The organism is Shewanella piezotolerans WP3, from assembly GCF_000014885.1.
Lineage (GTDB): Bacteria > Pseudomonadota > Gammaproteobacteria > Enterobacterales > Shewanellaceae > Shewanella > Shewanella piezotolerans.
Window position 1 is genome coordinate 199,140 of record NC_011566.1, and the last position, 23,817, is coordinate 222,956.

Below are 23,817 nucleotides of genomic sequence, written 5' to 3' on the forward strand. Positions count from 1 at the left end.
AATGAATAATAAAAGGATTAGACGCAGACTAATCGCTGGTATGGTTATGGGCGCATCATTACTTGCACCACAACTTGCTTGGTCTGAGCAATATGCGGCTAACTTTAAGGGCACTGATATTCAGGAGTTTATCAACATCGTTGGTAAAAACTTGAATCGCACTATCATTGTCGACCCTACTGTTCGCGGTAAAATCAATGTTCGCAGCTATGACCTTTTAGATGATGAGCAATATTATCAATTCTTCCTCAACACCCTGCAGGTTTATGGCTACGCAGTCGTTGAAATGGATAACAACATCATTAAAGTCATCAAAGATAAAGATGCTAAAACGGCATCTATTCGAGTGGCTGATGATGATTCGCCAGGTTTAGGCGATGAGATGGTTACCCGTATTGTAGCGCTGTATAACACAGAAGCTAAGCAGCTCGCACCACTGTTACGCCAGTTAAACGATAATGCCGGTGGCGGTAATGTCGTTCAATATGACCCATCAAATGTATTGATGATCACTGGCCGTGCTGCAGTAGTAAATAAGTTGGTTGAAATTGTACGCCGCGTTGATAAGCAAGGTGATACTGCTGTTGAAGTGGTTAAGCTTGAGTTTGCTTCGGCAGGTGAAATCGTACGCATTGTCGACACGCTATATCGCTCAACAGCGAATCAATCACAAATGCCTGGCCAGGCTCCAAAAGTTGTCGCTGATGAGCGTACTAACGCCGTCATCGTTAGTGGTGATGAAAAGAGCCGTTTGCGTGTTGTTAAGTTAATTAAGAAGTTAGATGCTGAACAAGCAAGTACAGGTAATACTAAAGTACGTTATTTACGCTACGCCAAAGCTGAGGACTTAGTTGAAGTACTAACTGGGTTTGCACAGCAACTGGTTGATGAAAAAGGTGGTTCAGCTCAAGGTGCTAACAAACGCCGCAATGAAATAAACATTATGGCGCACACGGATACCAACGCCTTGGTGATCAGTGCTGAGCCCGATCAAATGCGCACCATTGAAAGCGTGATTAACCAGCTTGATATTCGCCGCGCTCAAGTGTTAGTAGAAGCTATTATCGTTGAAGTCTCTGAAGGTGATGATGTTGGCTTTGGCGTACAGTGGGCTACCGAAGCGGGTGGTGGTACTCAATTTAACAACTTAGGCCCAACTATCGGTGAAATTGGCGCTGGTATCTGGCAGGCTCAAGGTGAAGAAGGTTCTACAGTCTGTAATGATGGAACCTGTACAGAAAATCCTGATACTCGAGGTGATATTACCTTACTAGCTCAAGCATTAGGTAAAGTGAATGGTATGGCGTGGGGCGTGGCGATGGGTGATTTCGGTGCCTTAATCCAAGCAGTATCGAGTGACACCAAATCAAACGTACTTGCAACACCATCAATTACCACTCTTGATAACCAAGAAGCCTCGTTTATTGTTGGTGATGAAGTGCCAATTCTAACTGGTAGCCAAAATTCAAGTAACGGCAATAGTAACCCCTTCCAAACCGTTGAGCGTAAAGAGGTGGGTGTAAAACTTAAAGTTGTGCCACAGGTCAATGAAGGTAACGCGGTTAAGTTAACGATTGAACAAGAAGTATCTGGTATTAACGGTAAAACTGGTGTCGATGTTACCTTTGCGACTCGTCGTTTAACGACTACGGTAATGGCTGATTCTGGACAGATTGTGGTGCTCGGCGGTTTGATTAACGAAGAGGTGCAAGAGTCGGTACAGAAGGTACCATTCTTAGGCGATATTCCAATTATTGGTCATCTATTTAAGTCATCTTCAAGCGGTAAGAAAAAGAAGAACCTAATGGTGTTTATCAAGCCGACAATTATTCGTGATGGGATCACCATGGAAGGGATTGCTGGGCGCAAGTACAACTACTTCAGAGCGCTACAGCTTGAGCAGCAAGAGCGTGGCGTGAACTTGATGCCAAATACCGATGTGCCTGTTTTGGAAGAATGGGATCAAGAAGCTTACCTACCATCAGAAGTGAACGAAGTACTTAACCGTTATAAAGACGGCAAAGGCTTAGATACTAAGATGCGAGAAACGGATTCAACGTTGAAGAGCATCTCTGGTGGCAATGAAGCCGAAACCGAGAAACCTGCTGAAACAACGAGTGATTCAAAGCCAGCCACCGATTCAGAGAAAGATTCAGCAGATGAGTGATAATCAACTTCAGGCAGATGACGAACTAGCGCAAGTATCTAATGAGCTTGGGTTAGTTTCAGAGGCGGAAGCGGATGAAGTCTTCCATTCGACGAGTAAAGAGCGTTTGCCGTTTGCCTTTGCTCACCGATTTAATGCGGCTTTAGATAAAGATGAAGCGGGCGTACTGTCGCTTTATCATACTGCCGGGACGCCATTGTCAGCACTGTTAGAGGTTCGCCGTTATAGCGGTAAATCTCTACCCCTCATTAAATTAGAAGATAGCGCCTTTGAAGCGCGCTTAACTCAAGCCTACCAAGCTAATTCGTCAGAAGCCCAGCAGATGATGGAAGATATTGGTAATGAGATGGATCTATTTACGCTTGCCGAAGAGCTACCTCAAACAGAAGATCTGCTAGAGGGTGACGATGACGCGCCGATTATTAAACTGATTAATGCGTTACTGTCTGAAGCGATTAAAGAAGAAGCGTCTGATATCCATATTGAGACCTATGAAAAACAGCTGATAGTGCGTTTCCGTGTCGATGGGATCCTAAAAGAGGTGTTAAAACCTAACCGCAAGCTGTCATCGCTATTAGTGTCACGTATCAAAGTCATGGCGCGCTTGGACATTGCCGAGAAACGTGTGCCTCAAGATGGCCGTATTTCACTGCGTATTGCGGGCCGTGCCGTCGACGTGCGTGTATCGACTATGCCATCAAGCCATGGCGAACGTGTAGTACTGCGTCTATTAGATAAAAATGCCGGTAATTTAGATCTGGTTCAATTAGGTATGACCGAGGATGTACGAGTACAGTTCGATGAACTTATTCGTAAACCCCATGGGATTATTCTGGTTACTGGGCCAACAGGTTCTGGTAAGAGTACTACCTTATACGCCGGTCTAACCGAGTTGAACTCCATTGATACTAATATTCTTACGGTCGAAGACCCTATCGAGTATGAGTTAGAAGGTATTGGTCAGACCCAAGTTAACACTAAGGTAGATATGACCTTTGCCCGTGGCTTGCGTGCGATATTACGTCAAGATCCCGATGTGGTAATGATTGGTGAAATTCGAGATTTAGAGACCGCACAAATTGCAGTACAAGCTTCGCTAACGGGGCACATGGTGATATCAACGCTGCATACTAATACAGCTTCTGGTGCGATTACCCGCTTACAAGATATGGGGGTCGAGCCTTTCCTTGTTTCATCAAGTTTATTGGGTGTGCTTGCACAGCGACTAATCCGAACTTTATGTAAGCATTGTAAAGAGGAACATGTACCTGACGAGCGTGAAAGAGAGCTGTTAGGCATTACAGCAGATGATCCTAGCGTTATTTATCGTGCTAAAGGGTGTCAGGCTTGTGGACATAACGGCTACCGTGGTCGTACCGGTATCCATGAGTTGTTAGTGGTTGATGATGAAGTACGTGAATTGATCCACACCGGTCGAGGCGAATTGGCGATTGAAAAGCATATACGTAAATCAGTGCCGAGTATCCGCCATGACGGTATGAGTAAAGTGCTTGCAGGGAAAACCACCCTTGAAGAAGTACTGCGTGTGACTCGCGAGGAGTAACCAGTGCCAGCATTTGAATACAAAGCATTAGATAAAGCGGGTAAACAGCAAAAAGGCGTTGTCGAAGCCGATACCGCTAGGCATGCCCGTGGCCAAATTAGAGAGTTACGTTTGATGCCACTGGAAATTACTCCTGTGGTTGAAAAAGAGAGTAAGTCTAAGTCTGGTGGGGTGAGCTTTTTTAAGCGCGGAATTTCGGTTTCAGAGCTCGCATTGCTTACTCGTCAAATTGCGACGCTGGTTGCTGCAGGTCTGCCCATTGAAGAAGCGCTTAAAGCCGTAGGGCAACAGTGCGAAAAAGATCGTTTAGCCAGTATGGTGATGGCAGTTCGTTCGCGGGTTGTTGAAGGTTATAGTTTGGCTGATTCAATGGCTGAGTTCCCTCACATCTTTGACGAGTTATATCGTGCGATGGTGGCATCAGGTGAAAAATCGGGTCACTTAGAAGTGGTATTAAATCGTCTTGCCGACTATACCGAGCGTCGCCAACAACTTAAAAGCAAAATGACCCAAGCGATGATCTATCCTATCGTACTCACCTGTGTTGCTGTTGGCGTGATAGCTATCTTGCTGGCTGCAGTGGTACCAGAGGTTGTAGGTCAATTTGAGCATATGGGGCAAGAGCTACCTTGGACTACCGAGTTACTGATTAGCTCCTCTGATTTTATTCGTGATTATGGTCTTATCTTACTTGGACTTATTGTTGGTCTGTTTGTGGTCATGAAACGCTTGTTAGTCGTGCCTACAAATAGAATGAAATACGATACGTTGCTACTGCGCTTACCTGTGGTGAGTAAAGTCAGTAAAAGCCTGAACACCGCTCGTTTTGCTCGAACTTTGAGTATCTTGACGGCCAGTTCAGTGCCACTGCTCGATGCAATGCGTATTGCTAGCGATGTATTGATTAACGTAAAGGTAAAAGCCGCTGTTGAAGAGGCTACGTTAAGAGTGCGTGAGGGCACAAGTTTAGGTACTGCGTTGGCAAATACTAAACTTTTTCCGCCTATGATGCTCTATATGATCACCTCTGGTGAAAAAAGTGGTCAACTCGAGCAGATGCTTGAGCGAGCGGCAGATAACCAAGATCGTGAATTTGAGTCAAATGTCACTATTGCACTGGGTGTATTTGAACCTATGTTGGTTGTTAGCATGGCGGCAATAGTGCTATTTATTGTTTTAGCTATTCTGCAGCCTATTTTGGCGCTGAATAATATTATCAGTGGTTAACCGTTTCGATGTTGGCATTGCCATTCGAGAAATATGTAAGCAATTCAGTTAAAGGAAGTTTTTAATGCAAACTCGTAATAAACAAAAAGGTTTCACGCTGTTAGAAGTGATGGTCGTTATTGTTATTCTAGGTATTTTAGCCTCAATGGTGGTACCAAACCTAATGGGTAACAAGGATAAAGCTGACCAACAGAAAGCCGTTTCAGATATTGTTGCGCTAGAAAATGCGTTAGATATGTATCGTTTAGATAACAGTATCTATCCATCTACAGAGCAAGGTTTAGAAGCACTAGTACAGAAGCCAACTATGTCGCCTGAGCCACGTAACTACCGTGAAGATGGCTATGTTAAGCGTCTTCCGCAAGACCCATGGCGTAATGACTACCTACTTTTAAGTCCAGGTGAAAACGGTAAGTTTGATATCTTCAGTGCAGGTCCTGATGGCCAACCAGGTACTGAAGATGACATCGGTAACTGGAACCTACAGAACTTCCAATAAGATGACATTAGCAGCTGTGCGTCAAACTCGCCAAACGGGCTTTACCTTAATGGAGGTGTTGCTCGTTGTGCTACTTATGGGGTTAGCGGCGTCGGCGGTTACCTTGAGTATGGGCGGTGGTGGTCAAAAGCAAGCGCTCGACCGCTTGGCACAGCAGTTTATGATGTCCTCGGAAATGGTACTGGACGAAACGGTCCTTAGTGGCCATTTCATCGGTATTGTCATTGAAGAAGACAGCTATGAGTATGTCTATTATGACGAAGAGGGTAACTGGAAGCCGTTAGAGCAAGATAGATTGTTAGCGAGCAGACAGATGGAGCCAGGTATTGAACTGGTTTTGGTGCTTGATGGTTTGCCGTTAGTGCAAGAGGATGAAGAGCAAGATAGTTGGTTTGATGAGCCATTAATCGAAAAGTCTGCTGATGAGAAAAAGAAATATCCAGAGCCACAAATTCTGCTGTTCCCAAGTGGTGAAATGAGTGCCTTTGAGCTCGCTTTTGTTGCTAAAGACGAAATGGATAAAGAGATCGAAGTCGTAGTCGTAGGTGATTCATTAGGCCGATTGAAACTGAATTATGAAGATGATGAACGTTAATGCTTCTCTACAAACGCCAGTCTCTCATCAAAATGCGCCAGCTCATGTCTATTAGGCAGCGCGGCATGACCTTACTTGAAGTCATTGTTGCTTTGGCCGTTTTTTCAATTGCCGCAGTATCAATCACTAAAAGCTTGGGCGAGCAGATGGCCAATATGCCGATATTGGAAGAGCGCACCATGGCCCAGTGGGTTGCCCATAATCAAATGGTAGAAGCGCGTTTAGAGCCTAAATTCCCCGATATCGGTCGTAAAGATGGCCAAGAGCAGTTAGCCGGTAAAGATTGGTATTGGCGCAAAGAGGTTGTGAAGACAACCGATGACAATTTTAGAATGATCCGTATCACCATTAGCGACGATGATCGCTTTGGTCGTGTTATTGCTGAGGTGAGTAGTTATGTCCTCAAGTCGGATTAAACCTAGCGGCGGCTTTACGCTGTTAGAAATGCTGATCGCCATTGCGATATTTGCCCTAATAGGGCTTGCGGCAAATACAGTGCTACATACTGTTATGCAAAACGATACGGTGACCCGTGAATTCGGCGCCAAGTTAAAAGCGATGCAGCAAGGGTTTGGCATTATTGAGCGAGACCTTAACCAAATGGTAGCTCGCACCCCTAGATTACTTGAAGGTGGCCGTGCCACCACTGTGTTTCAGACTGGCGATAACATGCTCGATTCAGAATCTGAGTCGTTAGTATTTTTCCGTTTAGGTTGGTTAAATCCTGATGGATTACTGCCTCGAGGCAGCTTGCAGTCAGTCGCTTATGTGGTTATTGAAGGGAATTTGGAGCGTTGGTATTACCCATATCCCGAGCCCGAAATCGGTGCCGAACCGATTAAAACGATTGTGATGAAAAAGGTAATTTCGGTTGAGTATGCTTTTTTCACTGATGATAAGTGGGAACGAAAAACCGATGCTACCAAGCTGCCTAAAGCGATCGCTATGGAAATAGAGTTCGAGGATATAGGTAAAGTACAACGTAAGTTCTTATTGCCGACAGGTGCCCCCGCTGGAAGTAATAACAGTGGCGGTAATAACAACGGCGGTAATAATAACGGCGGTAGTAATAACGACGATAATAATAACGGCGGTAATAATAACGGCGGCAGCAGTACAAAGGATGGTAAGACAGGGTGAATAATTCCTTAACCATGCCAACTAAACAAAGAGGCGTTGCGTTGATTGTGGTGTTGTTGATTGTGGCGTTAGTTGCGATCATTGCTACCAATATCACCTCTAGAAACCAGTTGTCTGTTAGGCGCACCATTAATTTAGCGCAGTATGATCAAGCTTTTTGGTATGCAATATCGGCTGAAGAGATCGCCAAAAAGGTTTTGAAACAAGATTTAGAAGATTCTGACACAGTGCACATGCAGCAGTATTGGGCCCAAGCAGATGTGATCTTTCCAGCAGAGAATGGCGAGATCGCAGGTAAAATCAGTGATATGCAGTCATGTTTTAACGTGAATGCACTGTCACAGACGACTAAGAAAGTTGAAAATGGTCAACCTAAAATGCCGCTGCCAGTGATTCAGTTTAAAGGGCTGTTAGTCGCGCTTGGGATGGATGATTTTGCCGCTGAGCGCTTATCGCAAACCTTAAAAGATTATATCGATGAAGATATGACAGCGAGCCCTTACGGTGCGGAAGATGCGGAATATGAGGCGCGAAATGTACCTTATCGTTCAGCTAATACCTTGATGAGCCATAAGAGTGAGTTGCGTGCCGTTATGGGGTTCACGCAAGATATCTATCTCAAGATTGCACCGTATGTGTGCGCAGTACCAGGTAATACAACACAAGTATTAAATGTTAATACTGTGCCAGTAGAGCACGCCGCGCTGATTGCGGGCATGTTAGATAATAAAATTTCTGTTGGTGAGGCTGAAAGCATCATTAACCAACGTCCTGGCGATGGTTATGAAAAAGTAGATGAGTTTTGGGAAAACTCCTCTATCGCTAGCCTCGCAGGTGATGCACAACTTAAATCAAGTTTTGGCGTGACCAGCAGTTATTTTTTATTGGAAGCAGGCGCAAAAGTCGATAATGCCGTATTTAGGCTCGAAAGTGTGCTCAGTGGCGATGGCAGAACGTTGAATGTGTTATCCCGTCAGTTTGGCGGACAAAAATAACAACAGTCCTTTAGCAAAATTAAAGAGACTCGTGGAGACAGATCAGTGAGTGAAAGACTATTCATCCGTTTAGGACAATCCTTTGAGCAACCATGTTCGTGGCTCGTTTGGTCTGAACAGGAACAAGAAATAATAGGTTCTGGCGAACTCAGTGATGCCAGCGCACTATCGACTCTGACTGAAAGAGCTGCTAATGGTACGGTTGACGTATTAGTCCCAGCTTCTAGCATCACTTTGACTGCAGTCGACCTGCCTGAAAAAGGCCAGCGTCAAGCGATTAAAGCGCTGCCATTTATGCTGGAAGAGAATTTAGCACAGGATGTAGAGGAGCTGCATTTTGTGGTTGGCCCTCGTGAAGGCGATGCACTTAATATTGCAGTGGTTGCTCATGAGCAGATGCAAAACTGGATAGAGTGGCTAGCGGAAGCTGGATTAAAAGCTAAATGCATAGTGCCAGACTGCCTTGCACTGCCGTTGGCTGAGTGCGATTGGGCAGCCATTACTTTTGGGCAAGAGATCTTACTGCGTACAGGTGAAGGCAGTGGTGTAAGTCTTGAGCCAGAGTGGCTTGATATGGCGTTACCGCAACTCTTGCCTGACAGCGAAGAGGCAATTACAGTCGCTGGCTATACTGAAATTGCTTTGGCGGGCACCGCTATAAAAGCACAACCTCTCGACTTACCTATGTTGGTGTTAGCGCGTGGCATGCTTAATGCGCCAATGAACCTGCTATCAGGTGTTTATCAGCCTAAGCGTGAATACGGCAAGCACCTTAGCCTATGGCGTAATGCCGCCATCGTATTTGCAGTTGTGGTGGTGTTAGCGCTAGTGAATAAAGGCCTCAATATTCACCAAATGAATGCTAAAGCGGATGTGGTCAGACTGCAGAGCGAACAGATTTACAAGCAAGTGGTACCTGGTAGTTCAAGAGTGGTTAATCTGCGCGCGCAAATGGATAGTCATGTAAGAAAAATGCAAGGTGGCGGCAGTGGCACTGAGTTCTTCAGCATGCTTGAAGGCACTCAAGCAGCGTTTGAGCAAGTACAAGATCTAAAACCGACCACATTGCGTTTTGATAGTAATCGTGGCGAGCTACGGATGCAGATTAAAGCTAAGAATTATGCTCAAATTGAGAAGTTTAAAGAGATTATATCTCGCACATACAAGCTCGATGGTGGCGCGATGAATAGTGGTGAGTCAGAAGTCACCAGCACCTTAACCATTAGGAGCAAATAAGATGGATAATCTTAAAGTATGGTGGGCGGGCTTGATCTTGCGTGAAAAGCAGATGGTAAGTGCCTGTGGCGTAGTATTAGTGATAGGTATTTTGTATTGGGGCGTTTGGACGCCAATCACCAATGCAGAAGCTGATGCTGAGCGAAATCTTGCAGGCCAGCTCAATACTCTCAATTATGTAAAGCAGACCGCTAATCGTATTGCTGGTTTGAAGCAATCAGGTCAAGGTAGTGCCTTTAAAGGCAGCTTAAGTGCTGCGGTTAACCAAACAGCCGGTAGCTTTGGCTTAACAATTACTCGCATGCAGCCTCAAGGTAATAAAATTCAAGTATGGATGGATGAGGTTCCGTTTGATACTTTGCTGAGCTACCTCAATGAGCTGGTTCAAAACCAAGGTTTATCATTAGAGAGTTTAGATGTAGCTGAATCCGATACCGCCGGTTTCGTTAATGTTCGCCGTATTCAGTTATCCAAGTAGGATGTTGTTGTGAAATTAGTAAAAAAAATCGCGCTAGGCTTTTTCATCTATTTGTTTTTTTTAGTGGTGCTATTTCCCGCTAGCATGGCCGTGAAGCTTGCACCTATACCAGCGAATACGGTCATTAGTGGGGTATCTGGCACTATTTGGTCTGGCAGTATCGACTCCTTGACTGTGCAAAAGCGTCAGCTTGAAATGGTGCGCTGGGACTTAAGTGTTGCTTCACTGTTGATGGGAACGGTTAAGGCCGATATTAGTATTGGAAGTCGCAGCAGCGCCGTTAATGGTAAAGCTGCAGTAGCATATTCTTTTGCTGGACTTGACGTTAGCGCTCTGCGCTTTGAAGCGCCGAGTGACTTTCTGTTAGGTAATACTCGACTACCGTTTAGAACTGAAATTAAAGGTGACGTAAGCGCCTTGGTCGATACCTTTGAACAGGGGCTACCTTGGTGCGAACAGCTATCGGGTAAGCTGTTTTTAAACAAGGTGCAAGTGGCTAATCAGTTTGGTAATTATCCATTAGGCGATATCGCCTTAGGTTTAAGTTGTATCGATGGCCAAGTGCAGTTGGCGACAGATGAAAAGCTTAATGGACTAGGCTTAGACGGTACTATCTTATTGGCTGATAATAAGATGATGCAGGTGAATGCCAAGATCCGTGAGGTTAATACGCAGCCTGATGACTTGAAAAAGGCGCTTGGATTCCTAGGTAAGAAAGATAGCCAAGGTTATTACCCAATTACCTATCAAGGTCGATTACCACTATAAGCTTGATTATTGAAGAAAAAGGCACTGTTGAGGTGCCTTTTTTGATCAATCTTGTTGGAGCAATTCTTCCAGTAAGCAATGGTAGTCGTCGATTGCCGGAAAGTCGCTAAAGAGCTTATGAGGTTTTTGGCTATCCGGGTTTGCCACACCTAATTGATGGCCAACCCCAGCGAGTTTAGCTGCAGCCAAAATCGTTTCGTTGTCATCGATGAATAAGCAGCGACTTGGATCTAAATCAAAGCGTTCAAACAGTTGTTGCCAAAATAGTGGATGCTCTTTGGGGTAACCTGTTTCATGACTCGATATCATCGCATCTAAGCCTAAAGCTAAATCGGTATGTGCTAATTTGAGTGTTAAGCCTTTCGGGTGAGCATTGGTCACTAGAATTCGCTTTTTGTTGGCTTTTTCTAGCGCGTACAGAAACGGTAAGCTGTCTTGGCGCAGCTGGATCTTCTCCACTAAGGTTTTATGCAGAGTCATAATATCTAACCCCATCTTTTGTTCCCAATAATCTAAACAGTACCAATCTAGAGTTCCATCAACCTTTTGGTAGTTAGCTTCAACCCATTCCATTGCAGCTCTTTCCGAGATATTACGTTGCTCACTCAGCGCTTTGGGGATCAAACTGAGCCAGAAATGATTATCAAAATGCAGGTCGAGTAGGGTACCGTCCATATCAAGTAAAACAGTATCAATATCGTGCCATGGAAACATAGTTAGATGATCCTAGTAAATTCAGGTTGTAGATTGGAGCTAGAATAGTAAGATTGTAACTGATCTCAGCAACTATCTGCGGGAAAGATCAAATGCCATAGGATGCGTATGACTACCAAAAAGGTTAAACCGGAAATATTGCATGCTGAAGTAGTCGCTAAAAGCCGACTATTTCAGATAGAACAGCTGCATTTAAGGTTTTCAAATCAAGTTGAGCGTCAATATGAGCGGATGAAAGGTAATAATCGTGGCGCTGTGATGGTAGTGCCTATACTTGATAATAAACAGTTATTATTAGGTCGGGAGTATGCAGCGGGGACCCACAGTTATGAACTTGGCTTTCCAAAAGGGCTAATTGATCCGGGAGAAACCGCAGCGGAGGCCGCTAATCGAGAGTTACAGGAAGAGATTGGCTATGGTTCAAATAAACTGACTCACCTAATGGAGTTGAGTCTCGCGCCAGGTTATTTTGCCAGCAAAATGCAGATATTTTTAGCTGAAAATCTCTATCCAAGTGAATTGGAAGGTGATGAACCTGAGCCAATAGATATGGTTCCATGGCCGCTGGAGCAGTGGCAGGGTTTATTGCAAGAGCAGGATTTTTCAGAATCTCGCAGTGTAAGTGCTTTATTTTTAGCGCAAAAGCATCTACAACTGAAGTAGCTTAATTAATATAACCGGGTAGTAAGTAGTTATGAAGCCAGAGAGTTACATCGATCAAGTCATAGATATCGCCACTGAGGCGGGCAAAAAAATTCGTGATATTTACCAACTTGGTGATTTCGAACGCGAGATAAAGTCAGATAATACCCCGGTGACTTCGGCGGATATTGCCGCACATAATATCATCATCAACGCCCTTAAAGAGCTTACTCCTGAGATCCCTGTCTTATCGGAAGAAGATGCCGATATAGCATTCTCTGAGCGTTGTAATTGGCAACGTTACTGGTTGGTCGACCCACTGGATGGAACCGGAGAGTTTATTGCCGGGAGTGGTGATTTCTCGGTGATTATCGCTCTAGTTGAGCATAATCGCCCTATCGTTGGTGTAGTGTATGTGCCGATGACCGAGGTGTGTTACTACGCAATTGCTGGTTTAGGTGCTTATAAGCGAGCCAACGGCAATGAAGTGCGCATTAGTAGTCGTCAAATTGGTCACGATGACGATAGCCCATTGAGGCTAGCAGTGAGTCGCCGCCAAGATCCTCAGTCGGTTATTAAGCTGTTTAACCAGAATAAGCATTGCGAACTGGTGGTACTTGGTGGAGCAGCACTAAAAAGCTGTTTAGTGGCAGAAGGACGTGCAGACAGTTATGTACGTATTGGTCCTACCGGTGAGTGGGATACTGGCGCTGCACAAATTATTGTAGAAGAGGCGGGTGGTCAGATCATGGATCTCACGCTGCAACCGTTGAGCTATAACGAGCGTGAAAGCTTGGAGAATCCAAACTTTATCGTTGTTGGCTCGCCAAACTTGGCCTGGGACGAAATCCTAATCGCTGAAAGTTAAGTTGTTAACTGTTTAAAGCCATCACAATGTGATGGCTTTTTTATTGGACTAATTTTATCGCTGCTGGCTTTTATACGAGTCTGTTTTCAAAAGGAAATTTATGATTTTTAGTCGCCGTTTTTTGCCCTATTTTGTGACTCAGTGTTTAGGGGCGCTAAATGATAATGTGTATAAAAATGTGCTGCTATTAATGGTGAGTTACTCCCAAATTGAAGCCTTGCCTATTGATGTTCACCTTTTTGTAAACCTTGCTGCAGGCCTTTTCATCTTGCCATTTTTGCTATTTTCAGCTCATGCGGGACAAGTTGCCGACAGTATTGATAAAGCGACTCTTATCCGCCGACTTAAAGTACTCGAGCTATTGATTATGTCTGCTGCAGTGTTGGCAATCTTCTCTCATAGCTATCTTATAATGTTATTACTGCTGTTTTTGATGGGCGTTCAATCAGCATATTTTGGTCCAGTAAAATATTCATTATTACCACGAGTACTAAACGAACATGAGCTGGTATCGGGCAATGCATGGGTTGAAATGGGCACCTTTCTGGCGATTTTGACTGGTACTTTGTCTGCTGGGCTGATTGTCGCTAGCGAGCATGTAACTTATTGGGCGGCAGGCAGCGTATTTACCTTGGCGTTGATTGGCGTATGCAGTAGCTGGATGATCCCCAGCATTCCTTCAAGTAATAAAGTAAAACCGAAGTTTTCGATCATTAAAGCAACGGCAACAAGCATTGCTAAAGTACGCAAAAATCGAGACATCTGGGTTGCGATACTGGCTATTAGCTGGTTTTGGTTTGTCGGCGCGAGCTATTTAACCCAGATCCCAAATTTTGCGCGGATAACACTTAATTCCGACCCGACGGTGGTCTCGTTATTACTACTGCTCTTTTCAATTGGCATCGGCATTGGTTCTTTTGCTTGTGAGCGCTTGTCATGTAAGCAAGTTGAACTGGGGGTCGCACCTTTAGGTTTGATAGTTCTTGGGGTATTTGGCATCGATCTGTATGCCGCTTTACCTATCTTAGCGACTCCAGCTGCTGTATTTGATGTCGTCACATTTGTCAGTGATGCTATGCACTACCGTTTGATGTTTGATCTATTGATGATAGGTGTTGGCGGCGGCTTGTTTATTGTACCGCTTTATACCTTTATTCAAGCGCGTGCAGATGAAAACGAATGTGCGCAGGCCATCGCCAGTAACAATATTGTCAACGCGCTATTTATGGTGACGTCGGCCATTTTTGCCATGTTGGTATTAAACGGGCTGCAATGGAAAATTGAGCAGCTGTTCCTAGTACTCGCCTTTGGCAATCTGCTGGTGCTGACGTTAATTCTAGTAAGCTGGTCAGAATTAACTGTGAGCGTATTAAGCTATGTTTTACGGCGGATATTAAATCGGCAGAGCATCAACAATACTGAGGAGTTAGCCGCTTTAAAGCAGGACAGAAGCGCGTCGATTATCGTTGAGGTTGAGCGATGCGATCTTTCTACACTGCTTGTCATTAATGGTTTGTTTAATCGGCCTGTTTATATTGCAACTCCTCAGCCTGTGACTCAACAAAGCCGCCTAGAGAGATACTTTATCAACAAACGGCTATGGGCAGGTAAAACAGCGCCCTTACCAGTGTTCGTGTGTACTAAGGAGGCAATATTGCCAGTTCCAATAGAGAACGCTAGAACGATAAGGTGTAGCATTAAGCGCAGAAAAAAGTCGTGGTTGAGAGGACAAATTGAGGTGGACTTAACGATATAGCCGATTAAGAAGAAAGTCACAATCGGCTAATAAAGCGCTAGAGGCTAGTTAGCATCTAGCCATTGATGCATAGCTAAATGATCACCTTTAAACAAAATTCGTTCAGCTTTCTTATCTATCTGGTATTGATACATAGGATCGTAATATTTGCTTAACAGTAGCTCAATCCACTCAATATGGGCGCTGGTATCGCCACGACTTTGCTGAATGTTGAGTGCATTGGTGATAATTGCTTGGAATTCATCGTGCTGTTTACCGCCAAGACGTTTCTTTATCCCAGTGATACTTAGTGCTAAATATTCTGCAAATGCTGCAAAGCCGGCTTCTTCGCCAAGACGTTGAATATAACCGCTATGCATCTTATGTACATACTCATTAAGTAGGCGAGTTAACCTAGCTTCCATCGGTTCTTCTAGCACGACTACATTTGCCTGTTGCATCCCTTTGTAGAATGCTTGTGGTAATGCAGAGCGTCCAATGAGGAAGCTCTCATCTTCGAGCAGTAGGTGTTTGGCTTGGCTATCTTGATGTTTCAAGAGCGCGACAGCTAATGCATTTTCAAAGTTTATCTGAGTCGGCTGCGGCTCATGGTAGCGGCCAAAGCTTGAACCACGATGATGGGCAATACCTTCGAGATCTACACTGTCATTACGAGCGAGTAAAAAGTCAGTCTTACCACTGCCTGTGATCCCACTAAGGATTAACATGGGGTTCTGGCTCGCAGCGTTATCGATAGTTTCAATTAAAAACTGACGCATTGCTTTATAGCCGCCTTCAATAAAGGGGACATCAATACCAGCTTCTTTTAACCATTGTTGAGTTAATTTAGAGCGTAAGCCACCACGAAAGCAGTAAAGATATGCATCTGGGTGCTTAGTAAAATAGCGTTGCCAAGCATCGAGTCTTTGCTGTTTAATTTCGCCAGTAACAAGCGAATGGCCTAAATCGATAGCAGCTTGTTGTCCATTTTGTTTGTAACAAGTGCCGACTAACCTACGCTCTTCGTCTTCCATCAATGGATGGTTACGACTGGCAGGAAATGCCCCCTTAGTAAATTCAACAGGTGCTCGCGCATCCATTATAGGATGATCACTGACAAGAATTCGTCGGTACTCACTTGCGCTCACCATGTTGACGGGCATTAGATAAGCTCCACTGTGGTTGCTGATTTATTTACTAGCTCACCAATGCAGATCGGTTCGACACCATTATCTGACAGTAACTGCTGCAGTTCAGCTTCACCTTCAGTTGAGACTGAGATCAACAAGCCGCCACTAGTTTGTGGGTCGCAGATAATTGCTTTTTGCTGCTCAGTTAATATGGGTAAGTGTTCACCATAGCTATCGAAGTTTCTGTGAGTTCCCCCTGGGATACAGCCCATCTCGAGATATTGCTGAGCATTGGGAAGTAGTGGCAGCAAACTAATATCGATTTTTGCGCCAAGCTCTGCGCCATGACACATCTCTAAAAGGTGTCCAGCCAAGCCGAAGCCTGTAACATCAGTGAGTGCGTTAACCTGTGGGATTTTAGCGATATTAGGGCCCAAAATGTTTAACTGGCACATCGCATCCGCAGCTGTATTGAGATCCGCGTCAGCAAGCTTTTTCTGTTTTTGCGCAGTGGTTAAAATACCAATACCAAGTGGCTTGGTTAGATAGAGTTTATCGCCTACTTTAGCCGTGTTGTTCTGCTTGAGTTCATTCAGTGGAATTTGTCCAGTTACTGCTAAGCCAAAAATGGGCTCAGGGGAGTCGATACTATGACCACCGGCTAGCATTATTCCTGCGTCGGCGCAGGCTTGTCTGCCACCATCAACAACTTGCTGTGCCACTTCGGCTGGTAGCTTATCTACTGGCCAGCCCAAAATGGCGATTGCCATCATAGGCGTACCGCCCATAGCATAAATATCACTGATCGCATTGGTTGCTGCAATGCGACCAAAAGTAAAAGGGTCATCAACGATAGGCATAAAAAAGTCGGTGGTGCTAATAATGCCAGTGGTGTCGTTGAGTTTGTAAACTGCTGCGTCATCTCGGGTTTGGTTTCCCACAAGCAGTTTAGGGTCGTCAAATACAGGCAGTTGAGTCGCGAGTATAGTGCCTAGTACCTTAGGGGAAATCTTGCAGCCACAACCGGCGCCATGACTATACTCGGTAAGTTTAATTTGTTGATCTGACATGAGCTTAAAACGCCCTAAAAATGCTAATTAGCCGATTATCATAGACCCATCATCTTATGACTTCAATGAGTGGTTAGTGAAGTTGAAGCCTAATTGCAAACTAGCGATGCATTTGTTGAATTCACTTAGTATTAAGCGACATGAAGATAAAATAAAAAGCCACTCATGAGAGTGGCTGATGTTGTTATACCAATGGAATTCGCTCTTAGCTAAAGCTTGCGGTCAGACTATGCCAGCTTTTCTTTTGTTGCTTAAATCGAAGCTTAAGTTCTTTGACCTCAGCCATAAGATCTCGATCCGCGAGCTGTTTACGCTTAGCCTCAAGCAGTGCTTTCTTGGCATCGTAATATTCTGCTAAATGAGATTTCAGCATTTCATACTCTGCTTGTAACTTTTCGATAATCTCCTCGCTGTTAGGAAGGTGAGCAACTTTATTTTGGGTGCGTTTAAGTTGCATCTGTAAGCGAGCGCTTTCGATACGCTCTTGTGGCACAACTCGGCGGCTATTAGTGAGCCCTACTAACGCTAAACCGTCAATTAACCACTTGGTTGGATCATACTGCCACCAGTGAATGCCATTACGGTAGTCATTCTCAAAGATGTGGTGGTAGTTATGGTATCCCTCACCATAAGTGAGCAGTGCTATAAAACCATTATCACGGGCAGTATTTTTATCTGTATATGGCTGTGAGCCCCATATATGAGCCAGTGAATTAATGAAGAATGTGCAGTGATGTACCACTACAAGGCGTAGTAGGCCTGCTAGCAGTAGCATGCCAAGAATGTCACCATTTAACCAACCTAACAAAATGGGGAGACCGAAGTTCATGATAATAAGCAGCGGTAGATAGTATTTGTGCTGCCACATCACAATTTTGTCATTCTGTAGATCGCGTACATTTTTGTAATCATGGTATCGCTGAGATTGATATTCACGCAGCATCCAGCCTATATGGCTGTACCAAAACCCCATTTTCGCTGAGTAAGGATCTTTGTCGTTATTATCGACATGCTTGTGGTGAACTCGATGGTCTGAAGACCAATGCAGTGCACTGTTTTGTAGTGCTAACGCACCGCCTAGGGCATAGAGAAAGCGCACTGAAGCATGGGCTTTGTATGTGCGGTGAGACCAGAGTCTATGGTAGCCACCAGTGATCGATAAGCCACTGGCAAAGGCAAAAACGACAAAGGCAATCCATTCGATGGCCTCAAAGCCATAAACGATCCCATACCAAGGTACTAATAATACAGCGCAGGTAAATGTGATGGTAAAAAGACTCACATTCATCCAAATAATAGGAGGTTTTTTCATTATTTTTTAAAATCTCTAGTTGAGCGTACAGCTGTACGCTAATTTAACTTGGATAGAGATTTGGGTCAAGTTTGTTGATGCTGCGCTTTAAGTAAAAAAGCGTTATTATTCTAAACATAATTTTTGTAAGTAGGTTCAGTATGGGCATTAGAGCACAACAAAAAGAGAAGACACGACGCGCGTTGGTTGATGCTGCGTTCAATCAGTTAAGTGCTGAACGTAGCTTTTCAAGTTTGAGTTTGCGCGAAGTTGCGCGTGAGGCCAATATTGCACCGACCTCATTCTATCGACATTTTAAAGATATGAATGAGTTGGGTTTAACCATGGTGGATGAAGGTGGGCTTACACTCAGGCAGATGATGCGTAAAGGACGCCAGCGTGCAGAAGCGGGTGGTAGCGTTATCCGTATCTCTGTTGAAACCTTTATGGAAGTACTAGAATCTAACCCCAACGTATTCCGTATCCTGCTGCATGAGCGTTCTGGCACCTCTGCGCCATTTCGTGGTGCTGTTGCTAGGGAGATTGAACATTTTATCTCTGAGTTAGCGCATTACACCGAGGATACAGCCAATAGAGCGCCAGACTTGGCTCATGCGCAAGCTGAAGCATTGGTGACTTTGGTGTTCAATGCAGGCGCTGCGGCGCTGGATATGAAACGTATAGATCGTAAGGTCTTAGCGGACCGATTAGTGATCCAACTACACATGATCGCTAAAGGTGCTGATGCTCTGCAGAACAAAAGAGAGCAGAAATAGTCAATTGATAACAAAAACGGCATCCAATTGGATGCCGTTTTTTTTGATTCATTGGGTTTTATTTTTTCTCAAGAAATACACCAGACTCCATATGGTCTGTATACGGGAACTGATCAAACAGTACAAAGCGGGTGATGTTATGGGTCTTACTCAACTCTTTTAAGTTATCTAGCAGTGTATTAGGGTTGCATGAGATATAAACAATACGCTCATAACCTTGGACTAGTTTAACGGTATTCTCGTCTAAACCAGCCCGCGGTGGATCAACAAAGATGGTGTTGCAATTATAACTATCAAGATCGATACCTTCTAAACGTCGATAGCTACGTTTCTTTGCCATGGCGTCGGTGAAGTCTTCTGCTGACATACGGATAATTTGCAGATTATCAACGTGATTCATTTTGATATTGTACTGAGCAGATTCTACTGACGGCTTAGCGAGTTCAGTAGCCAATACTCGTTCAAAGTTTTGCGCCAGTGCTATTGAGAAATTACCATTGCCGCAATAGAGCTCTAATAAATCGCCAGTGCTATTTTTGGTGACATCAATCGCCCACTCAAGCATTTTGACCGAGACTTTACCGTTAGGCTGAGTAAAGCTATTTTCGATTTGATGATACTGCAGTTGCTTACCGGCGACATTCAGTGATTCAACGACGAAGTCTTTATCAAAGATCAGTTTTTGTTTGCGAGCTCGTCCAATCAAATTAACATTGAATTGGCTGCTAAGTGTTTGTTTTAAGATTTTTGCTTGCTCTTCCCATTCAGCATCTAGCTGCTTATGGTAAAGCAAGGATACTAAGATCTCTCCACTTAGCGTTGAGAGAAAATCTATTTGAAACAGGCGATGACGCAAGATAGTGTTGGGTTTTAATAGCTCGACTAGCACAGGCATCATTTTATTGATGAGCTCACTTGCTGGTAGAAACTGATCGCAACGCACTTTGCTATTAAGCTCTTTATCGAACATGTAATAGTAGAGGTCTTCGCCTTCATGCCACATTCTAAATTCAGCACGCATACGATAGTGGGCAGTTTCTGAGCTAAATGACTCAAGTTCCGGCGTGTCAAAATCAGTAAATAACTGCTTTAGCTTGACGCGCTTCGCTTCGAGTTGCACATCATAGGTTAAAGGATCCATTGCTGCTAAATTCATATCTTGATCACCGTGAGCTTTAAATTAGGGGCGGAATATTATACTAGATAGCAGGGATGTCCAGTTTCTCCCATTCGATTTAATCTAGCTTGTGGGTAAATTTTAAAGCAAAATAGCCCATTCGGCCTTAAGTAAGGCTAATTGCGCTGCTATATAACAGCATTCATATAATAGTGGAGAACGCTTTGTCTGGACCTATTCTTATTTTTGACTCTGGAATTGGTGGATTATCGATTTTGGACGAGATCAGAAAAGTAATGCCTCAGCAGAGCTGCTGCTATCTATTTGATAATGCCCGACTGCCATATGGTGAATTAGAAGAGTCGGAACTCATCAGTGGTTGCGTGTCACTTATCATCGAACAAGCAATGCGGATCAATGCTGGTATTGTGGTGGTTGCATGTAACTCGGCCAGTACATTAGTGTTAACTACTTTAAGAGAGCAGTTATCAATTCCTGTTGTCGGTGTTGTCCCCGCGATTAAACCAGCAGCCAAAATATCAAAACGTAGGCATATAGGTTTACTGGCTACTCCAGGTACAATCAAACGTCCTTATACCAAACAGTTAATCGATGCATTTGCAGAGGATTGTCGGGTTGAACTGTTCGGTTCATCTGAATTGGTCATGCTAGCGGAAGCAAAATTGGCGGGGACAGCAGTAGACATGCAAAAGCTTGAGCTGTTATTAGCTCCGATTAGAACGTCTGAGCTTGATACCTTAGTGTTAGGTTGCACACATTTCCCCGTTTTGGCTACAGAGATTAAGCAATCATTGGGACAAAGCATTATCTTGTTAGATTCTGGTAAAGCTGTGGCAGATAGAGTGTTGAGTTTACTTAAAGGTAACGGCTTACCAAAAACTGCAAGCAACAAGGTTGTAGATTATAGCGCGGTATTTACGACGGATGATATTGCACAGGGTTTGAAAAAAAGGTTAGTTGAAGAGGGATTCACGAGTATAGAACCACACTCCTCAACTAACTTACGTTAGCTAGCTTACGCTTGGCTTTCTGTTTTATCTGAATCTTGAGACTTAGCTTCACGAACCTTCAATGTTCTTTCTTGAAAATCATATTCGTTTAACTTAGACATGGCCTTCTTAGCACCCGCTTCTGACATTTCGATAAAGCCAAAGCCTTTACGACGTCCGGTTTTACGATCTCGGACTAAGCGAACTGAGTTGACGGGACCATACTCACCAAATAATGCTTTTACTTCACCTTCATGAACACGATAAGGCAAGTTACCTACATATAAGGTCATCGTTGGACCAGTATAAGGTTCGTTGCTACTTGCTGCAGCAGACGTTCCTGATTTAGATTGAATTGAAAAGATAACGCTTGCGATGATAGCACCAGTAAAGAAAGCAATGGCACCGTTTAGATCTGGAGCGATCTGAAAAATAGCTAATGCACCAATAATGGCAACGGCTAAAACGATAAAGAATGACTTCTGCATATATATAATCTCTGAAGTGTAAATGAATGAATCGATAACTAACTGTTAATAACTTGCATATGGTAATGAATTATTGAGCAATACACTAGTGTGTTGCTGAAAAAATGAACTTTATCTTAGTTCCAAAGCTATAAAGCTGAATTAAGCAGCTCGAAAAGTACAATTAACAGCCATAACCTGGCGATTTGGTGAAAAGATCGACATGCGATCGTTTTCTTAATAAAAAGCGCTTGCGCTTGCGCAGGAACTCCCTATAATGCGCATCCACTGACACGGCACAGCAGGCCAACTACTTAGGTAGTACGGGACTTGCAGCAGTGTTAGAGAGATTAACTTCTTCGGAAATTAGCCTCAGGTGACAATCGCTTTTAAGGCTTCGGGTGATGATGGATTTCACGAGAGTGATTAAGAAATCAACGCTTAGAAAACTTCTTAAAATAAGCGCTTGACGCCGACACTGGAGAGTGTAGAATACGCCTCCTCAAGCCAACGACCTAGCGTCTTCGGCGAAGTATGAAAGATGACTTCACGCTCTTTAACAATATGACAAGCAAATCTGTGTGGGCACTCACAGGTGTTGAGTTATTCGAAATTGCATCTTAGATGCAATCAAAAATATTTCTCAATGAACCACTGAGTGACCATAGCAATATGTAAACTTCGAATATCTTCGGATATTTGAAAAACAGTATAATTCATTGAGCCGTTTCACTCTTAACAGAGTGGGACAAAAAAACTTTAATTGAAGAGTTTGATCATGGCTCAGATTGAACGCTGGCGGCAGGCCTAACACATGCAAGTCGAGCGGTAACACAAGGGAGCTTGCTCCTGAGGTGACGAGCGGCGGACGGGTGAGTAATGCCTAGGTATCTGCCCAGTCGAGGGGGATAACAGTTGGAAACGACTGCTAATACCGCATACGCCCTACGGGGGAAAGGAGGGGACCTTCGGGCCTTTCGCGATTGGATGAACCTAGGTGGGATTAGCTAGTAGGTGGGGTAATGGCTCACCTAGGCAACGATCCCTAGCTGGTCTGAGAGGATGATCAGCCACACTGGAACTGAGACACGGTCCAGACTCCTACGGGAGGCAGCAGTGGGGAATATTGCACAATGGGCGAAAGCCTGATGCAGCCATGCCGCGTGTATGAAGAAGGCCTTCGGGTTGTAAAGTACTTTCAGCGAGGAGGAAAGGTTGTTGGTTAATAACCAACAGCTGTGACGTTACTCGCAGAAGAAGCACCGGCTAACTTCGTGCCAGCAGCCGCGGTAATACGAGGGGTGCAAGCGTTAATCGGAATTACTGGGCGTAAAGCGTACGCAGGCGGTTTGTTAAGCGAGATGTGAAAGCCCCGGGCTCAACCTGGGAACTGCATTTCGAACTGGCAAACTAGAGTCTTGTAGAGGGGGGTAGAATTTCAGGTGTAGCGGTGAAATGCGTAGAGATCTGAAGGAATACCGGTGGCGAAGGCGGCCCCCTGGACAAAGACTGACGCTCAGGTACGAAAGCGTGGGGAGCAAACAGGATTAGATACCCTGGTAGTCCACGCCGTAACGATGTCTACTCGGAATTTGGTGTCTTGAACACTGGGTTCTCAAGCTAACGCATTAAGTAGACCGCCTGGGGAGTACGGCCGCAAGGTTAAAACTCAAATGAATTGACGGGGGCCCGCACAAGCGGTGGAGCATGTGGTTTAATTCGATGCAACGCGAAGAACCTTACCTACTCTTGACATCCAGAGAATTTTCCAGAGATGGATTAGTGCCTTCGGGAACTCTGAGACAGGTGCTGCATGGCTGTCGTCAGCTCGTGTTGTGAAATGTTGGGTTAAGTCCCGCAACGAGCGCAACCCTTATCCTTATTTGCCAGCACGTAATGGTGGGAACTTTAGGGAGACTGCCGGTGATAAACCGGAGGAAGGTGGGGACGACGTCAAGTCATCATGGCCCTTACGAGTAGGGCTACACACGTGCTACAATGGTCGGTACAGAGGGTTGCAAAGCCGCGAGGTGGAGCTAATCTCACAAAGCCGGTCGTAGTCCGGATTGGAGTCTGCAACTCGACTCCATGAAGTCGGAATCGCTAGTAATCGTAGATCAGAATGCTACGGTGAATACGTTCCCGGGCCTTGTACACACCGCCCGTCACACCATGGGAGTGGGCTGCACCAGAAGTAGATAGCTTAACCTTCGGGAGGGCGTTTACCACGGTGTGGTTCATGACTGGGGTGAAGTCGTAACAAGGTAGCCCTAGGGGAACCTGGGGCTGGATCACCTCCTTACCTATACGACTAACTCACATCTGTTA

At 44.6% G+C, this 23,817-nt stretch carries 22 protein-coding genes and 1 rRNA gene; 17 read left to right on the forward strand and 6 right to left on the reverse strand.

What is annotated here, in order from left to right:
* The first annotated feature begins 1 nt into the window (after position 1).
* From gspD to SWP_RS00935, 11 genes are all read left to right on the forward strand, one after another.
* Positions 2 to 2,167, forward strand: a complete 2,166-nt coding sequence (gspD, locus tag SWP_RS00885) for a type II secretion system secretin GspD (protein WP_020910413.1) — start codon at positions 2 to 4, stop codon at positions 2,165 to 2,167.
* On the forward strand, positions 2,160 to 3,731 hold the full coding sequence (gspE, locus tag SWP_RS00890; RefSeq protein ID WP_044555526.1) for a type II secretion system ATPase GspE: 1,572 nt from the start codon (positions 2,160 to 2,162) through the stop codon (positions 3,729 to 3,731). The genes gspD and gspE overlap by 8 nt, the downstream gene beginning before the upstream one ends.
* Positions 3,732 to 3,734: 3 nt before the next feature.
* The gene (gspF, locus tag SWP_RS00895) at positions 3,735 to 4,958 is read left to right on the forward strand and encodes a type II secretion system inner membrane protein GspF (RefSeq protein WP_020910415.1); all 1,224 of its coding nucleotides are present in this window, start codon (positions 3,735 to 3,737) and stop codon (positions 4,956 to 4,958) included.
* Between the two features lie 64 nt (positions 4,959 to 5,022).
* On the forward strand, positions 5,023 to 5,457 hold the full coding sequence (gene gspG / locus SWP_RS00900; protein ID WP_020910416.1) for a type II secretion system major pseudopilin GspG: 435 nt from the start codon (positions 5,023 to 5,025) through the stop codon (positions 5,455 to 5,457).
* The gene (gspH, locus tag SWP_RS00905; protein WP_020910417.1) at positions 5,420 to 6,052 is read left to right on the forward strand and encodes a type II secretion system minor pseudopilin GspH; all 633 of its coding nucleotides are present in this window, start codon (positions 5,420 to 5,422) and stop codon (positions 6,050 to 6,052) included. The genes gspG and gspH overlap by 38 nt, the downstream gene beginning before the upstream one ends.
* A gap of 44 nt (positions 6,053 to 6,096) precedes the next feature.
* A complete protein-coding gene (gene gspI, locus SWP_RS00910; RefSeq protein ID WP_044556216.1) occupies positions 6,097 to 6,468 on the forward strand; it encodes a type II secretion system minor pseudopilin GspI in 372 nt (123 codons plus the stop codon).
* Complete coding sequence (gspJ, locus tag SWP_RS00915; RefSeq protein ID WP_020910419.1) at positions 6,449 to 7,192, forward strand: type II secretion system minor pseudopilin GspJ; 744 nt, start codon at positions 6,449 to 6,451, stop codon at positions 7,190 to 7,192. The genes gspI and gspJ overlap by 20 nt, the downstream gene beginning before the upstream one ends.
* 14 nt (positions 7,193 to 7,206) lie before the next feature.
* Positions 7,207 to 8,187 (forward strand): type II secretion system minor pseudopilin GspK, encoded by a 981-nt coding sequence (gene gspK / locus SWP_RS00920; RefSeq protein WP_020910420.1) that lies wholly within the window; start codon positions 7,207 to 7,209, stop codon positions 8,185 to 8,187.
* A 45-nt stretch (positions 8,188 to 8,232) separates the two neighbouring features.
* Positions 8,233 to 9,423, forward strand: a complete 1,191-nt coding sequence (gene gspL / locus SWP_RS00925; protein ID WP_020910421.1) for a type II secretion system protein GspL — start codon at positions 8,233 to 8,235, stop codon at positions 9,421 to 9,423.
* A 1-nt stretch (position 9,424) separates the two neighbouring features.
* Positions 9,425 to 9,901: a type II secretion system protein M gene (locus tag SWP_RS00930; RefSeq protein ID WP_020910422.1), complete on the forward strand. Its 477-nt coding sequence runs from the start codon at positions 9,425 to 9,427 to the stop codon at positions 9,899 to 9,901.
* A 9-nt stretch (positions 9,902 to 9,910) separates the two neighbouring features.
* Entirely contained in the window at positions 9,911 to 10,669 is a 759-nt protein-coding gene (locus SWP_RS00935; RefSeq protein ID WP_020910423.1) for a type II secretion system protein N, read from the forward strand.
* A gap of 45 nt (positions 10,670 to 10,714) precedes the next feature.
* On the opposite strand, the gene yrfG is transcribed toward SWP_RS00935, so the two are convergent.
* Complete coding sequence (gene yrfG / locus SWP_RS00940; protein ID WP_020910425.1) at positions 10,715 to 11,383, reverse strand: GMP/IMP nucleotidase; 669 nt, start codon at positions 11,381 to 11,383, stop codon at positions 10,715 to 10,717.
* 108 nt (positions 11,384 to 11,491) lie between these two features.
* Here yrfG and nudE point away from each other — a divergent pair, with 108 nt between their 5' ends.
* From nudE to SWP_RS00955, 3 genes are all read left to right on the forward strand, one after another.
* A complete protein-coding gene (nudE, locus tag SWP_RS00945) occupies positions 11,492 to 12,046 on the forward strand; it encodes an ADP compounds hydrolase NudE (RefSeq protein ID WP_020910426.1) in 555 nt (184 codons plus the stop codon).
* 31 nt (positions 12,047 to 12,077) lie between these two features.
* Positions 12,078 to 12,893 carry a 3'(2'),5'-bisphosphate nucleotidase CysQ gene (cysQ, locus tag SWP_RS00950; RefSeq protein WP_020910427.1) on the forward strand — a complete coding sequence of 272 codons (816 nt, stop codon included), beginning with the start codon at positions 12,078 to 12,080 and terminating at the stop codon, positions 12,891 to 12,893.
* Positions 12,894 to 12,993: 100 nt separating this feature from the next.
* Entirely contained in the window at positions 12,994 to 14,649 is a 1,656-nt protein-coding gene (locus SWP_RS00955) for an MFS transporter (protein WP_020910428.1), read from the forward strand.
* A gap of 44 nt (positions 14,650 to 14,693) precedes the next feature.
* On the opposite strand, the gene mnmH is transcribed toward SWP_RS00955, so the two are convergent.
* The 3 genes from mnmH to SWP_RS00970 all read right to left on the reverse strand — a co-directional run bounded on the left by mnmH (position 14,694) and on the right by SWP_RS00970 (position 18,140).
* Entirely contained in the window at positions 14,694 to 15,791 is a 1,098-nt protein-coding gene (gene mnmH / locus SWP_RS00960) for a tRNA 2-selenouridine(34) synthase MnmH (RefSeq protein ID WP_020910429.1), read from the reverse strand.
* On the reverse strand, positions 15,791 to 16,828 hold the full coding sequence (gene selD, locus SWP_RS00965) for a selenide, water dikinase SelD (RefSeq protein WP_020910430.1): 1,038 nt from the start codon (positions 16,826 to 16,828) through the stop codon (positions 15,791 to 15,793). Before selD ends, mnmH begins: the two co-directional genes overlap by 1 nt.
* 205 nt (positions 16,829 to 17,033) lie before the next feature.
* Complete coding sequence (locus tag SWP_RS00970; RefSeq protein WP_020910431.1) at positions 17,034 to 18,140, reverse strand: acyl-CoA desaturase; 1,107 nt, start codon at positions 18,138 to 18,140, stop codon at positions 17,034 to 17,036.
* 140 nt (positions 18,141 to 18,280) lie between these two features.
* On the opposite strand from SWP_RS00970, the gene fabR reads away from it, so the two are divergent.
* Positions 18,281 to 18,895, forward strand: coding sequence for an HTH-type transcriptional repressor FabR (fabR, locus tag SWP_RS00975; protein ID WP_020910432.1), 615 nt, complete (start codon positions 18,281 to 18,283; stop codon positions 18,893 to 18,895).
* A 58-nt stretch (positions 18,896 to 18,953) separates the two neighbouring features.
* On the opposite strand, the gene trmA is transcribed toward fabR, so the two are convergent.
* Positions 18,954 to 20,051: a tRNA (uridine(54)-C5)-methyltransferase TrmA gene (gene trmA / locus SWP_RS00980; RefSeq protein WP_044555527.1), complete on the reverse strand. Its 1,098-nt coding sequence runs from the start codon at positions 20,049 to 20,051 to the stop codon at positions 18,954 to 18,956.
* A 185-nt stretch (positions 20,052 to 20,236) separates the two neighbouring features.
* Between trmA and murI the strand changes: the two genes are divergently transcribed.
* Positions 20,237 to 21,043: a glutamate racemase gene (gene murI, locus SWP_RS00985; RefSeq protein WP_020910434.1), complete on the forward strand. Its 807-nt coding sequence runs from the start codon at positions 20,237 to 20,239 to the stop codon at positions 21,041 to 21,043.
* A 5-nt stretch (positions 21,044 to 21,048) separates the two neighbouring features.
* On the opposite strand, the gene SWP_RS00990 is transcribed toward murI, so the two are convergent.
* Positions 21,049 to 21,510: an RNA recognition motif domain-containing protein gene (locus SWP_RS00990; RefSeq protein WP_020910435.1), complete on the reverse strand. Its 462-nt coding sequence runs from the start codon at positions 21,508 to 21,510 to the stop codon at positions 21,049 to 21,051.
* Between the two features lie 739 nt (positions 21,511 to 22,249).
* Between SWP_RS00990 and SWP_RS00995 the strand changes: the two genes are divergently transcribed.
* Positions 22,250 to 23,791: ribosomal RNA gene (locus tag SWP_RS00995) — 16S ribosomal RNA — on the forward strand.
* The last annotated feature ends 26 nt before the right edge of the window (positions 23,792 to 23,817 follow it).

Excerpts from the sequence above, each read along its gene's own strand:
- gspD (WP_020910413.1), top strand. The coding sequence starts at position 2 with ATGAATAATAAAAGGATTAGACGCAGACTAATCGCTGGTATGGTTATG.
- gspE (WP_044555526.1), top strand. The coding sequence starts at position 2,160 with ATGAGTGATAATCAACTTCAGGCAGATGACGAACTAGCGCAAGTATCT.
- gspG (WP_020910416.1), top strand. The coding sequence starts at position 5,023 with ATGCAAACTCGTAATAAACAAAAAGGTTTCACGCTGTTAGAAGTGATG.
- gspH (WP_020910417.1), top strand. The coding sequence starts at position 5,420 with ATGACATCGGTAACTGGAACCTACAGAACTTCCAATAAGATGACATTA.
- gspI (WP_044556216.1), top strand. The coding sequence starts at position 6,097 with ATGTCTATTAGGCAGCGCGGCATGACCTTACTTGAAGTCATTGTTGCT.
- gspJ (WP_020910419.1), top strand. The coding sequence starts at position 6,449 with ATGTCCTCAAGTCGGATTAAACCTAGCGGCGGCTTTACGCTGTTAGAA.
- gspK (WP_020910420.1), top strand. The coding sequence starts at position 7,207 with ATGCCAACTAAACAAAGAGGCGTTGCGTTGATTGTGGTGTTGTTGATT.
- SWP_RS00930 (WP_020910422.1), top strand. The coding sequence starts at position 9,425 with ATGGATAATCTTAAAGTATGGTGGGCGGGCTTGATCTTGCGTGAAAAG.
- yrfG (WP_020910425.1), bottom strand. The coding sequence starts at position 11,383 with ATGTTTCCATGGCACGATATTGATACTGTTTTACTTGATATGGACGGT.
- nudE (WP_020910426.1), top strand. The coding sequence starts at position 11,492 with ATGACTACCAAAAAGGTTAAACCGGAAATATTGCATGCTGAAGTAGTC.
- cysQ (WP_020910427.1), top strand. The coding sequence starts at position 12,078 with ATGAAGCCAGAGAGTTACATCGATCAAGTCATAGATATCGCCACTGAG.
- SWP_RS00955 (WP_020910428.1), top strand. The coding sequence starts at position 12,994 with ATGATTTTTAGTCGCCGTTTTTTGCCCTATTTTGTGACTCAGTGTTTA.
- mnmH (WP_020910429.1), bottom strand. The coding sequence starts at position 15,791 with ATGCCCGTCAACATGGTGAGCGCAAGTGAGTACCGACGAATTCTTGTC.
- selD (WP_020910430.1), bottom strand. The coding sequence starts at position 16,828 with ATGTCAGATCAACAAATTAAACTTACCGAGTATAGTCATGGCGCCGGT.
- SWP_RS00970 (WP_020910431.1), bottom strand. The coding sequence starts at position 18,140 with ATGAAAAAACCTCCTATTATTTGGATGAATGTGAGTCTTTTTACCATC.
- fabR (WP_020910432.1), top strand. The coding sequence starts at position 18,281 with ATGGGCATTAGAGCACAACAAAAAGAGAAGACACGACGCGCGTTGGTT.
- trmA (WP_044555527.1), bottom strand. The coding sequence starts at position 20,051 with ATGAATTTAGCAGCAATGGATCCTTTAACCTATGATGTGCAACTCGAA.
- SWP_RS00990 (WP_020910435.1), bottom strand. The coding sequence starts at position 21,510 with ATGCAGAAGTCATTCTTTATCGTTTTAGCCGTTGCCATTATTGGTGCA.